The 11,738-nt window shown below is 71.2% G+C and carries 12 protein-coding genes; 4 read left to right on the forward strand and 8 right to left on the reverse strand.

The features are described from left to right. Positions 1–6: 6 nt before the first annotated feature. A complete protein-coding gene (locus AB0C28_RS07665) occupies positions 7–177 on the reverse strand; it encodes a hypothetical protein (protein WP_346115026.1) in 171 nt (56 codons plus the stop codon). Between AB0C28_RS07665 and AB0C28_RS07670 the strand changes: the two genes are divergently transcribed. Further along, positions 178–735, forward strand: a complete 558-nt coding sequence (locus AB0C28_RS07670; RefSeq protein WP_346115027.1) for an Lrp/AsnC family transcriptional regulator — start codon at positions 178–180, stop codon at positions 733–735. 153 nt (positions 736–888) lie between these two features. Here the strand turns inward: AB0C28_RS07670 and AB0C28_RS07675 are convergent, their stop codons facing one another. Then, the gene (locus AB0C28_RS07675) at positions 889–1,224 is read right to left on the reverse strand and encodes a hypothetical protein (RefSeq protein ID WP_357841909.1); all 336 of its coding nucleotides are present in this window, start codon (positions 1,222–1,224) and stop codon (positions 889–891) included. A gap of 1,127 nt (positions 1,225–2,351) precedes the next feature. Between AB0C28_RS07675 and AB0C28_RS07680 the strand changes: the two genes are divergently transcribed. Both AB0C28_RS07680 and AB0C28_RS07685 read left to right on the forward strand, forming a co-directional pair. Further along, on the forward strand, positions 2,352–3,119 hold the full coding sequence (locus AB0C28_RS07680) for a hypothetical protein (RefSeq protein WP_357841912.1): 768 nt from the start codon (positions 2,352–2,354) through the stop codon (positions 3,117–3,119). Positions 3,120–3,121: 2 nt separating this feature from the next. After that, positions 3,122–3,898 carry a hypothetical protein gene (locus AB0C28_RS07685; RefSeq protein WP_358073398.1) on the forward strand — a complete coding sequence of 259 codons (777 nt, stop codon included), beginning with the start codon at positions 3,122–3,124 and terminating at the stop codon, positions 3,896–3,898. A 220-nt stretch (positions 3,899–4,118) separates the two neighbouring features. On the opposite strand, the gene AB0C28_RS07690 is transcribed toward AB0C28_RS07685, so the two are convergent. From AB0C28_RS07690 to AB0C28_RS07710, 5 genes are all read right to left on the reverse strand, one after another. Then, a complete protein-coding gene (locus AB0C28_RS07690) occupies positions 4,119–5,846 on the reverse strand; it encodes a CotH kinase family protein (protein ID WP_358073399.1) in 1,728 nt (575 codons plus the stop codon). A gap of 10 nt (positions 5,847–5,856) precedes the next feature. Beyond that, on the reverse strand, positions 5,857–6,543 hold the full coding sequence (locus tag AB0C28_RS07695; protein WP_357841921.1) for a DUF4956 domain-containing protein: 687 nt from the start codon (positions 6,541–6,543) through the stop codon (positions 5,857–5,859). Beyond that, positions 6,540–7,490, reverse strand: coding sequence for a VTC domain-containing protein (locus AB0C28_RS07700; RefSeq protein ID WP_358073400.1), 951 nt, complete (start codon positions 7,488–7,490; stop codon positions 6,540–6,542). Before AB0C28_RS07700 ends, AB0C28_RS07695 begins: the two co-directional genes overlap by 4 nt. 86 nt (positions 7,491–7,576) lie before the next feature. Further along, entirely contained in the window at positions 7,577–9,148 is a 1,572-nt protein-coding gene (locus AB0C28_RS07705; protein ID WP_358073401.1) for a HAMP domain-containing sensor histidine kinase, read from the reverse strand. Between the two features lie 64 nt (positions 9,149–9,212). Next, the gene (locus AB0C28_RS07710; RefSeq protein WP_357841931.1) at positions 9,213–9,929 is read right to left on the reverse strand and encodes a response regulator transcription factor; all 717 of its coding nucleotides are present in this window, start codon (positions 9,927–9,929) and stop codon (positions 9,213–9,215) included. A 101-nt stretch (positions 9,930–10,030) separates the two neighbouring features. Here AB0C28_RS07710 and AB0C28_RS07715 point away from each other — a divergent pair, with 101 nt between their 5' ends. Next, positions 10,031–10,804, forward strand: a complete 774-nt coding sequence (locus AB0C28_RS07715) for a phosphotransferase (RefSeq protein WP_357841934.1) — start codon at positions 10,031–10,033, stop codon at positions 10,802–10,804. A gap of 25 nt (positions 10,805–10,829) precedes the next feature. On the opposite strand, the gene AB0C28_RS07720 is transcribed toward AB0C28_RS07715, so the two are convergent. Next, positions 10,830–11,738, reverse strand: coding sequence for a carbohydrate ABC transporter permease (locus tag AB0C28_RS07720; RefSeq protein ID WP_358073402.1), 909 nt, complete (start codon positions 11,736–11,738; stop codon positions 10,830–10,832).

Here is an 11,738-nt window from a genome sequence, read left to right on the forward strand (position 1 = left end):
GGACGTTCAGCAGAAGGATGTCGAGGATTGTCCGGCAGAACGTCCAGGCTCTGTGCGGTCAGCAAGACGGATATAAAGTGCGGTGAGGTAATGATGAGTGAAATTTCCAGAAATGGTGTCGGCGGTGCCGGTCAACCTGGACGGATCGGCATCGGGCTCGAACTGGACGACGTCCACATGAAGATCCTCGAGGTCCTGCGCGAGAACGGCCGGATCTCGGTGGCCGCGCTGGCCGAGCGGGTGGGCATCTCGCGCGCCAACGCCTACACCCGCTTCGAGGCACTGCGCGCCGACGGCGCGATCAAGCGCTTCACCGCCGAGATCGACCACGTCAGGACCGGGCTCGGCATCACGGCGCTGATCTTCGTGACCGTACGCCAGCAGATGTGGAAGCAGTTCAGGGCCGAGCTGGCCAGGATGCCGGAGGTGGAGTACTGCGCGATCACCACCGGCCAGCACGACGCCATGATCCAGGTACGGGTCTCCGACGTGGCCGCCGTGCACACCATGGTGACCGACCGGCTGGCCAACATCCCCGCCGTCAAGGCGACGGAGACGGTGTTCATCCTGGACGAGGTGCTCAGGCGGCCGTACGTGCTGCCGAGCGACGGCGACCGTGACCGGCCGCGCGCCCCGCGACGACCGGCTCCTGAGGCGCAGGGGGACGTGCCGCTCGGCAAGATGCGCTTCGTCGGCGCCGCCGAGGGCCGCGCCGCCCTGCGCAAGGACGGCTGACGTCTCTCACCAGGACGGCCGCCTCCCTGCACCAGAAGGATCGAAGACCTGCGCTGCTGCGTCAGGACGGCTGACGGGTGTGCTCGGCTCGGGGACGGTCTTTATGTGCGCGCTCAGCTCGGGGACGGCTGACGTGCGCGCTCGGCTCGGCGATCAGGCCACTTCGGCGCACACACTCACGTGCGGCGTGTCATCCCCCTCGAACGCGAACTCCTCCACCAGCCGCAGCCGCCCGTTTTCACCGGCCTCGATGCGGCTGGTGCTCCTCCCGGCCGCCTTGCCCCCGGCCACCAGTGCGTGCACGTAGGTGATCGACACCTGGTCACCGTCCCTGGTGCCGACGAAGCGCCCCTGGGTTACGGTGTCGCCCGTGTAGCTGCCCCACACCACCTCGTCGTCCTCCCAGTACTCGAACCGGGTGGGGCTGTCGGGGTTCACCACGCTCGCCGTGGAGCTCACCATCACGAATTTACGGCCGTTGAGATTCACGCCCCCTATGGTCCCCAGATTCCCGAAATATCACCAAACCGTTGGACATTTGGTGATGCTCCCCAGTCAACCCCGCCAATCCGTCCAGCAACCCGCCCCACAACCCACGATCACCAAGCCCCCGTCCACCGCCCCGGCTCCCAGGCCCGGCTCCCACCCTCGCTCCCGGCTGCCGTCCTCAGCCGCCGGCGGCGCTCCCAGCTCCCTGCCTCGCGTCCGGCTCCCGCCTACCGATCCCCACCAGCGGTCCCTCCACCGGGGTCCCGTCACCCGGACCTTAGAGCAGGTCCCCTGGCGCCGATGGCATGGTGGCGCTGATCGGGACGGCGGCGGTGATGGCACGGTTGCGTCGATGCGTCGATACGTCCATGCGTCGGCGGGCGGCAGGCCTTGAGCGGAGGGCGTTTGGGCGATGGCGCCCGGTGGGTCGGCGTCACGAAGGGGCGGTGACCGGGGTGGTGTGGGTGGCTGGAGTTGATCTGCGTGCTGGAGGGAGATCACGCCCGGGGGAATCCCTAGGTCGGACATGTGAGGCTTCCCTGTGGGAGGGGCGCAGTGTGGATCTTCAGGCCGTTCGCGGAGGGACGGCCGGGGTCCTCGCCGCGCAGGGGAAGGTGCCCGACGGCCCCCGTGGAGCAGCTGCCACGTCGCAGCGCCGGTCCTCGCCATACCGGCGCCGGGTCCGCGGCCATCGGGGCGGCCCGCACGTAGCCATGCGGGCCGCCCCGAGTGCCTTCACCCCCGCAGAGACACCTTTCGGGCACCTGCCCGGAGGCGGCGCTCCGGGGTGGTTGCCTCCGGCAGCGCCGCCTCACGAGGGATGCCGCCTCACGAGGGATGCCGCCTCACGAGGGATGCCGCCTCACGAGGGATGCCGCCTCACGAGGGATGCCGCCTCGCAGGAGGTGTTGCCTCGTAAGGGATGCCGCCTCACCGGGCCGTCCATCGACAGTGACATCGCCGCACGCGGACACCCCTCGAATGCCGTCTGTGCCGGTCCGGGGGCGCGACTCGCGGGGCCGGGCATGGGGTTGCCCGGGACTTTACCTTTCACCGCCTGACGCCATCATTGCGCTGTGTGATAGTAATGTGACACTGCGTATCCGAAAGAGATCCGGGAGATCTTCATGGTGGCGTACACGCTCTCGATCTTGGCGGCGGTAGGCGCGGTGGCGCTCACCGCGCTGCTGTTCAGGCGGGTGACGAGAGCGGGCGAGGACCGCGATCCCAGCGGCCCGTCCGCCGCGCACGCCGGGGCGATGCTCTCGGCCATGTTCCTGCTGGTGTTCGCGATCGCGATCATCGTGCCATGGACCACGGCCGACGCCGCCAGGCTCAACACCCACGCCGAGAGTCAGGCCGCGGTCGACGCCTACTGGGCCGCCGCCGACCTGCCCGGCTCCGCGCCGGAGGAGGTGCGGCGGTCGTTGCGCGACTACGTGGCGTTCGTCGTGAGAGACGAGTGGCCGGTCATGGCCGACGGCAAGATGCACCCGGTCGGCGCCGAGCGGATGGACGACCTGCGCAGCCGCGTCACCGAGTTGCAGACGAGCGACAACGACGAGGAAGATGCCAAGGCCGGCGTGCTGGAGCAGCTCAGCGCCATCTCCACGGCCCGCGCCCAGCGCACCGCCGACGCCGCCGCGTCGCCGCCCGACGGGCTGCTGCTGCTGACGATCCTCACGGGCGTGCTGGTCGTCGTCTTCCCGTTCCTCGCCGGGGCCAGGCCGCGCGGGCTGGCGATGCTGCCGCTGCTGGCGACGGCGGCGCTGCTGGGCTTCGGCACCTACCTGACCTGGGACATCTCCCGCGCCTTCGCCGGGCCGCTGGCGGTCGGGCCGGAAGCGTTCCAGGGGGCGCTGCAGGAGTTCGCCCGGATCACCGGGGGGATGTGACCGTGGCAGCCGGACGCGCGCCGCTGCTGCTCGCCGCCACCCTCCTCACCACCGCCGCCGCCGTCGGCCCCGTTTCAGCCGTCGGCGATCCCCGATCCGTCCGCACGCCGGCGACGACCACAGCGGTGTACGCCGGTCAAGGCTCGATGGTGGCGGCTGGGTGGGCACGAGGGGTGGCGGCGGTGCCGGTGGCGGCTGCCGGGTTGGGGCGAGGGCCGGCGGCGACGGTGCTGCCGGGGGTGGTGCCACTGGCGGGTCCTGGGCGGGTGCCGGTGAGGGGGTGGGGTGGTGGGCGGGTGCCGTCGCCCAGGCCCGTGCCGAAGGTGTCCGTACGGCCGCCCGTCCCGCCCAAGGGCGTCACCGTGGGTCCGACGGTGAAGGTGCCCCGGGTGTCGGTACGGCGCGCGCCCCGGCCCAAGGTGTCGATCTCGATCCCGAACGTGAACCGGCGGGCCGCGCCCGAGATCACGCTGCCCCACGTGACGATCTACCCGGACGGTGTGTGCTCGGGCGCGGTCGAGGTGGGGGAGTGCCCGCGCCGCAGGTCCAGGGCGGAGGCGCGCAAGGTCGTGCCTCCCGCGCCGCCCGCGTCCCTCGTTGAGCCGGTACGTGTGCCCCCTCCGCCGACCCCGACCCCCACGCCGTCGGCCCGGTCGCACGTCAAACGCCTCGAACCGCCGGCCAGGCGGGACAACCCCCTGAACACCGTGCTGCTGACGGTCGCGCTGGTCACGGTCATCAGCTCGACGACGGCGGTCGCGTTCCGCCGGACCCGATGATCAGGCGAGGCCGGGGATAGGGGAGTGGCTCCCCTGGTCAGGGAACGGCTTGGGGTGACCAGGCGGGCGGCTCGCCTGGTCAGGTGAGCGAACTGGGTGATCAGGCGAACCGCTCCTCGGTCAGGCGAACCGCTTCTCGGTCAGGCGGGCGAGCCGGTGAACCGGCTGACGGATCCCTGGTCAGGCGAGTAAGCCCATTGGCAGGTCGGCGGATCCGTGATCACGCGAGGGACTTGAGGGCTTTGGTGCGGGTTTCGAGGGTCTCGCGGAGGGTGGTCGCCTCCTTCTCGGCCTTGGTGGTGTCGGCGCGCTCATTGCGTCCGTACGCGGCCAGCGCCTGGTCCAGCAGGCCCGTGGCCGTGCCGTTGGCCAGCAGCTTGCGGTAGAGGGCGGCGTACTCGCGCTTGTACAGCTTGTTGAATTCGGCGTTGGCCAGGAACTTCTCCTTCAGGGCGTGGCCGATCCGCATGCCGCCTCCCGGCCCGCCCGCCCGCTGACCGGCCTGGGGTTGCCCCGCCTGGGACTGCTCAGCCGGGGACTGCTCAGCCTGTGACTGGTTGGGCTGGGACAGGTCGGACTGGGACTGGGTCGGCCTGGCCGTGCGAGGGAAGCCCATGCTGATCGTGTCGTCGGGGCCGGCGGTGGCGTTGCCGTTGAGGGCGAAGTTGAGGTCCCAGCTGATCACCTTGAACGTGGCCGTGTCCAGGTCGTACCAGAGGTAGTAGTTGCGCCCGGGGCCGGCCATGTCGTCGAAGTTGAGCAGGAGGTTCTGCAGAGCGACATATCGGGCGAACGACTGCACGTCCAGCCGCGTGGCCAGCCCCGTGGCGAACTCCTCGGCCGACGACTGCTCCACCCACTTGATCAGGTCGATGACGGGCTGCAGGTCGCGCTCGCCTTTAAGGTTGACCTGCTTGAAGTCGTCCACGTACTCGGTCTGGTCCTCGCCCTGGTAGGCGAACTGGCTGGAGGCCAGGGACTTGTACAGGACGCCGTGGCCGAGGCGTTCGGCGTACCCCTCGTCCAGGTACTCGACCAGGAGGCGCGGTGCCGCGGCGCGGCCGTTGACCGAGAAGGAGGCGTAGGCCGAGCGCTGCGTCGGCTCGCCCGCCGCGCCCACCATGGCGATGGCCAGGGCCTCGTTCAGGAGGGCCGAGGACTGCGCGGCGGCCGGGCGTACGGCGAGCTGGGTGTGGCCCTGGTAACGGCGGCCCTCGACGAACTCGTCGAAACTGATCAGCCACGGCAGGTTCTCCGGCTCCTCGGCCTTGAGTGAGGCGCCGAACCCGCCGGGCCGCCCGCCCCCTGGCTGATCGGCGCCGGGCTGAGCCTGGCCACCGTTCTGGGTCTGGCCGTCGCTCTGCTTCTGGCCATCGGACTGGGTCTGCCCGTTCCCCTGGGTCTGCCCGTCACCCTGGGTCTGGCCGTCCCCCTGGGTCTGGCCGTCGGGTTGAGTCTGGCCGTCCGGCGGCTGGAAGCCGTTCGGTGGGCGGAGGCCGTCGGGTGGTTGCCCGCCCGGCATGCCGCCCGCCCGCCCGGACCGCACCCGCGACTGCCCCTTCCAGGTGAGCCCCTGCAGCGTCGAGTTGCCCTTGAGCCGGATGCCCACGCTCGGGATCCTGGTCCCGTCGATGGTCAGGTCCGCCTCGACGTACTTCTTGTCGCCGTCCTTGAAGTACTCGGTCAGCATGTCCTGATAGCTCTCGTCCCGGAACGTCAGGGTCACCTGGTGCGGCGCGGAGGCGTCGAACAGTTCCTGCGACCCGGTGAGGTTCCGCACGGCGGCGTCGGTCCCGGCGGTGCCGGAGGCGGTGACGTACGGGCGGACGGTGCCGCTGCCGAGCACCCCCCAGCACGTTGCCAGGAAAGCCGCGCACAGGGCCACCAGCTTCCAGTGGTGCCGGAGTTTGACGGGAACGCGGTGCTTGAGCCGCTTCGGCTGTGCCATGACGGGGACCTCACAGGTCCGTCTGGTCGTATCCGGTCAGGACCGTGACCGACTGGCCGTGGTTGCGTTCGCGCAGCGCGGCGATGAGGTCGGCGGGTTCGGCGCCCTTCTTGATCTTCGTCGTGTACATGAGCTCGACCAGCGCGCCCGCCCTGATCGACTCCATGCTGACCAGCTCGAACTCGTCGGTGTGGCGCAGCAGCACGTCCTGGATCGCCTGGGTGTAGTCCTCGTCGGAGGGCACCTGCACCTTGACGACCTGGCGGCGTACGTTCAGCCGGAACCAGTCGAAGCGGTGCATCACCACGATGATCAGCGAGATGGCCACCGCGGCCACCACGGCCAGCAGGTAGAAGCGGGTGCCGACGGCCATGCCGACGCCCATCACCAGGAAGATGAACCCGACGTCGCGGGTCTCCTTGATGGCGTTGCGGAAGCGCACCACCGACAGGGCGCCGACCAGGGCGAAGGCGCGGGCGATGTTCGAGCCGACGACCAGCATGATCAGCGAGATGAGCATGCCGAGGACGGGCAGCATCTGCACGTATGACTGGCTGTAGGAGACGTTGCGGTGCGTCGCCCGGTAGACCCAGCCGATCATCGCGCTGAGCACGAACGACAGGGACATCGCGATCGCGATGTCGGCCACGCTGAACGTGCCGGACAGGTCCTGGAACGAGAAGTCCATGGGGGTCATGCCTCCGGGGGAGCCGTCAGAGCCGACGCGCGGCCGTGGTTCAGGTCAAAGTCGGGATGGGAGTCGGGGCGAGGGGCGGGGCGGGGGCCATACAGAGGGTCGAGGTCGTGGCCGGGGATGTGGAAGATCGAGCGCGGCGCCAGCCCGTACGCCTCCACGCTCTGGCAGTACTTGGAGACCCGGATCACCTGAAGGTTCCGCTTCGCGGTCAGGTCGGTCAGCCAGTACGGCACCCGCTCGTTCGCCTTGACCTCCACGATCGTCTTCCCGGCGGGCACGATCAGCCGGTTCTCGGCGTCGGCGGCGAGGTGGAAGTCCCGGTCCCGCCCGCGTACCCGCTGGTCGAAGGTCACCCGCAGGCCCACGTCGGCGCCGCGGCCCACGTACGCGTGCCGCTGGTAGCCGGTCATCGCGGTGGCCCGCAGGTCGAGCCGGCAGACGAGGTCGAGCACCTCCTCCAGGAAGCCGCGCTCCGACGGCTCGTGCTCGACCAGCTCGCGCCCGTCGCACAGCAGCAGCGCGTCCCGGTACGGCAGCCGCACCCGGCGCTTCTGCGTGACCCGGTTGACCCGCTGCTTGATCTCGACGTGCACGGGGGTGTCGGGCGTGACCGCGAACCGGTCACCGTAATGGCGCACGCGCAGTTTCCTGCGGAACTTCAGGCCCTCGATCTTCTCCCAGTAGAAGCGGAGCCGCCGGGTGTCGTAGTAGACGCTCCAGACGCCGTACCCGGCGTCGCCGCTGTAGCGGTCGCGGTCGAGCAGGCCCTCGATCTCCTCACGCAGCTCGCCGGCTGTCCGCGCGTCCACGAGATACTTGATCTCGTACCGGTTGAACGCGTGCAGCCTGCTGGGCGAGCGCAGCGCGTGCCCCGCCTCGCCGGGGTCCTGGCGGGGGAGCGCGGGCCGGTCCGCGGAGACGGCGCGCCTGCGGAATCCACGCAGCATGTCTCTCCTTCCGTGTCAGCCCACAGGTGACCGCACCAACCTGGGAATAATGTGTGAACCACACCAGGACGGAAGGTGAACGACGGCTAACCCCCGGGGCCGCGTACGGGGAGCAGGACCTGGAAGACCGTGCCCCGGCCGGGACGGCTGCGCACCTCGATCCGGCCGTCGTGCGCCTCGACCAGCGCCGCCGCGATGGCCAGCCCCAGCCCGGTCCCACCACCCCGGCCGCCGGTCCGGCCGCCGTCGGAACCACCCGGGCCGCCGGTCCGGCGGCCGCCGTCCTCGCCACCCGGGCCGCCGGTCCGGAAACCCCCGTCGCCGCCGGGGAAGCCACCCTCGCTGGCACCCCCGCCGCCGGGGCCGTCGGCAAAGTCGCCGCCGGGGGAGCGGGCAGGGTCGGCGCGGTAGAAGCGTTCGAAGACGTGTGGCAGGTGCTCGGGATCGATCCCCGGCCCCTCGTCACGCACCTCGACGAGCGCCGTAGCCGGATCGCGTGCGCCCACCAGCACCCGTACGCCCGCCCCCTCCGGCGTGTGCGCCACGGCGTTGCCGACCAGGTTCTCCACCACCCGGTGCAGGCGGTGCTCGTCCCCGATCACCCGCACCGGCCGCTCGCCCAGCACCAGCTCGATCGAGCGCCCGGGATGTCGGGCCCGCGCGCCGTGCACCACGTCACCGGCGATGACGTGCAAGTCCACCTCGGTCAGGTCCAGCGCTCGCTCCTGGTCCAGCCGCGCCAGCAGCAGCAGGTCCGCCACCAGCACGCCCATCCGCTCCGCCTCGCTCTCGATCCGGCTCAGCAGCCGCGCCACGGCCGGGTCCTGCTGGTTCCCGCCGTGCCGGTACAGCTCGGCGAACCCGCGGATGGAGGTCAGCGGCGTGCGCAGCTCGTGCGAGGCGTCGGCGAGGAAATGGCGCAGCCGCCGTTCCGAGCGCTCCCGCTGGCGCAGTGCCTCGGCGAGGCGGCCGAGCATGACGTTGAGCGCGTGGCCGAGCCGCCCGGTCTCGGTACGCGGGTCGCTGTCGGACACCCGCCGCTCCAGGTCGCCCGCCGCGATGGCGGTGGCCGTACGCTCCATCCTGGTCAGCGGGCGCAGCCCGAGCCGTACCACGGCGTGCGCGAGCGTCCCCAGCAGGACCAGCACCAGCGCGCCCGCCGCCGCCTCGATGAGCAGCAACTGCCGTACGGTGGCGCGGTTGTCGGCCAGGGAGATCGAGACCGCGGCCCGGTTGCCGTCCGGCAGGCGCAGCACGATCGTGCGCCACTCGTCCGCGCCCGACCTGGCCGGCACCGTGAACGGCCCCGGCGGCGGATCGATCACCGCGCGGGCGGGAACGGCGGGCCCCTGGCCGGAGCCGGGCAGGCGGCGCAGCTCCGCCCCCGACGGGGTGAAGAAGGCGACCCGGAACTGGCTGGGCAGCTCCACGTCCCGGTCCGGCGGCGGCGACGCCGGCGGGGGCGGTGGCGGGCGCCTGGCGAACGAGGCGGCGAAGTCGGTGAGCTGCGTGTCCACCCGCGACATCAGCGACCGGTCGAGCAGCAGCACCCCCGCCGCCGCGAACACCGCCAGCGCCGCCGCCGACAGCCCCAGCAGCGCGGCCAGCAGCCGCCGCCGCAACGGCCACACCCGCCCCAGCGGGCGCACCAGCCTCATCCGCCGCACCGCCCCACGCCCACCTGGTCGATCTCACCCGCCGGCCCTGGCATCCCCGTCCGGCTCATCGGCCGCGTTCCAGCAGGCGCTGGTCACGCAGCGAGTACCCGACCCCGCGCAACGTGTGGATCAGCGGCGGCCCATCGGCGTCGATCTTGCGCCGCAGGTAGCTGATGTACGACTCCACGATCCGGCTGTCGGTCCCGAAGCCGTGGTCCCACACGCGGTCGAGGATCTGCGACTTGCTGACCACCCGCTCCGCGTTGATCATCAGGTACCGCAGCAACCCGAACTCGGTCGGCGACAGGTGCACGGGCCGCCCGCCCCGCCGGACGACGCGGGTCTCCTCGTCCAGCTCCAGATCGGCATACCGCAGCAGCCCGTCGTCGCAGGACTCCTCGCGCGGCCCCGTACGGCGCAGGATGGCGCGGATGCGCAGCACCACCTCCTCCAGGCTGAACGGCTTGGTGACGTAGTCGTCGCCGCCCGCCGTCAGCCCCGCGATCCGGTCGGCCACCGTGTCCCGCGCGGTCAGGAACAGCACCGGCGGCCCGCCGCCGTCCGGCCGCAGCCGCTGCGCCACCGCGAACCCGTCGAGGTCGGGCAGCATCACGTCCAGCAGGATGATGTCGGGGCGCTCCCGCCCGACGGCGTCGAGGGCCTGCGTGGCCGACGCGGCCGTGCGCACCCGGAACCCGTTCAGCTCCAGGGCGTCGAGCAGCAGTTCGCGGATGTTGGGCTCGTCGTCCACCACGAGCACCACGGGTGAGTTGGCCGGCATGACGCCTGTTCTACCCGCTCCACCTGGGAATTCGGTGAAAAACGCGATGCGTGGCCGCCGGGCCGCGTGGCACACTGACCGGACGCGATCAAGGAGGGGCGGTGCCCGGGGAAGAGGTGCTGACCGGCGGCGGGGTCAACCACGTGGTCAGGGCGGGCGCCACCGTACGCCGTCCGGCCGGCCCCTGGACGCCGGCCGTGCACGCGCTGCTGCGCCACCTGCAGGCGCGCGGGTTCACCGGCGCGCCGCGCGCGCACGGGCTCGACGAGCAGGGGCGGGAGGTTCTCGACTTCGTGCCGGGCGAGGCCGCCGACTACCCGCTGCCCGCGTGGTCGCGCACCGACGACGCCCTGGCCGGGGCGGCCCGGCTGCTGCGCGGCTACCACGACGCCACCGCGGGCTTCGCGGCCCCGCCGGACGCGGTCTGGTACTTCCCGCCGGTCGAGCCGGCCGAGGTCGTCTGCCACGGCGACGTGGCGCCGTACAACTGCGTGTTCCGGCAAGGGCGGCCGGTCGCGCTGATCGACTTCGACACGGCGCACCCGGGCCCCCGGATATGGGACGTGGCCTACGCCGCCTACCGGTTCCTGCCGCTGCACCAGCCGGGCGACGTCGACGGCCTGCCGCTCGGCGAGCAGGCGCGCCGGCTACGGCTGTTCGCCGACGCCTACGGGCTCGGCGAGGCCGATCGCGCGGCGCTGGTGCGCACGGCGCGGGCCCGCCTGGAACACCTGGTCGCCTTTATGCGCGAACGCGCCGCCGCGGGCGACGCGGCCTTCGCCGGCCACGTCGCCCGCGGGGACGACCGCTTCTACGAGGCCCACATGGAGCACCTGAGCCGCCACGAGAGCGCTCTCACAAGCGCTCTAACATGACGCACTCACATGAAGGGCGGGCGGCTCACTTGCTGAAGCCCGCCGTGAGACCGCTGAGCAGCTGGCGGCGGCCCACCACGTACAGCAGGAGGATGGGCAGCGTGGTCAGCACGACCGAGGCCAGCACCGCGGGCACGTTGATGCTGTACTGACCCTGGAACGACCACAGCGCCAGCGGCAGCGTGCGCTTGTCGGGGCTCTGCGTGAGGATCAGCGGCAGCAGGAACCCGTTCCAGATCTGCAGCGCGTTGTAGACGGTCACCGTGACCACGGCCGGGCGGGTCAGCGGGAACGCCAGCCGCCACATCGTCACCTGCTCGGTCGCGCCGTCGATCCGCATCGAGTCGAACAGTTCCTTCGGCACGTCCCTGATGAAGTTGGCCAGGATCAGCACCGACAGGGGGATGGCGAAGGCGATCGACGGCAGGATCAGCGCCATCAGCGTGTCGTACAGGCCCAGCTTGATGATGATCAGGTAGATCGGGATCACCGTGGCCTGCAGCGGGATCGCCAGCCCCATGAGGAACAGCGAGTTCGTGTAGCGCAGGAACCGGCTCTCGCGGCCCGCCCGCACGATCGCGTACGCCGCCATGAAGCTGAACAGCACGGCCGGGATGACGGCGCCGAGCGTGGCGATGACGCTGTTGACGAAGTACTGCGGGAAGTCCGCCTCGATGACCATGCGGTAGTTGGCCAGCGTCGGCTCCGACGGCGGCATGAGCGGGTTCTCGGCGTAGTACTTGCTCTGCGACTTGAAGCTGGTGATGACGATCCAGTAGATCGGCACGATCACGATCGCCAGCCAGATCACGCTGCTCACGCCGGCCAGCCAGTTGGGACGCTCGCGGCTGCGGCGCTGCCTGCGGCGGTGGCCCCGCGGCTCCGGGCCGGGAGAGGCGATCTGCTCGGGGGCTCTGGTGGGGACGGTCGTCAT

The sequence above is a fragment of the Nonomuraea sp. NPDC048892 genome (genome assembly GCF_040649735.1).
Lineage (GTDB): Bacteria > Actinomycetota > Actinomycetes > Streptosporangiales > Streptosporangiaceae > Nonomuraea > Nonomuraea maheshkhaliensis.

What these genes read in the sequence shown, in the direction of transcription:
- AB0C28_RS07670 (WP_346115027.1), top strand. Translation starts at nt 178, where the DNA reads ATGAAGATCCTCGAGGTCCTGCGCGAGAACGGCCGGATCTCGGTGGCC.
- AB0C28_RS07680 (WP_357841912.1), top strand. Translation starts at nt 2,352, where the DNA reads ATGGTGGCGTACACGCTCTCGATCTTGGCGGCGGTAGGCGCGGTGGCG.
- AB0C28_RS07690 (WP_358073399.1), bottom strand. Translation starts at nt 5,846, where the DNA reads ATGGCACAGCCGAAGCGGCTCAAGCACCGCGTTCCCGTCAAACTCCGG.
- AB0C28_RS07695 (WP_357841921.1), bottom strand. Translation starts at nt 6,543, where the DNA reads ATGACCCCCATGGACTTCTCGTTCCAGGACCTGTCCGGCACGTTCAGC.
- AB0C28_RS07700 (WP_358073400.1), bottom strand. Translation starts at nt 7,490, where the DNA reads ATGCTGCGTGGATTCCGCAGGCGCGCCGTCTCCGCGGACCGGCCCGCG.
- AB0C28_RS07705 (WP_358073401.1), bottom strand. Translation starts at nt 9,148, where the DNA reads ATGAGGCTGGTGCGCCCGCTGGGGCGGGTGTGGCCGTTGCGGCGGCGG.
- AB0C28_RS07710 (WP_357841931.1), bottom strand. Translation starts at nt 9,929, where the DNA reads ATGCCGGCCAACTCACCCGTGGTGCTCGTGGTGGACGACGAGCCCAAC.
- AB0C28_RS07720 (WP_358073402.1), bottom strand. Translation starts at nt 11,738, where the DNA reads ATGACGACCGTCCCCACCAGAGCCCCCGAGCAGATCGCCTCTCCCGGC.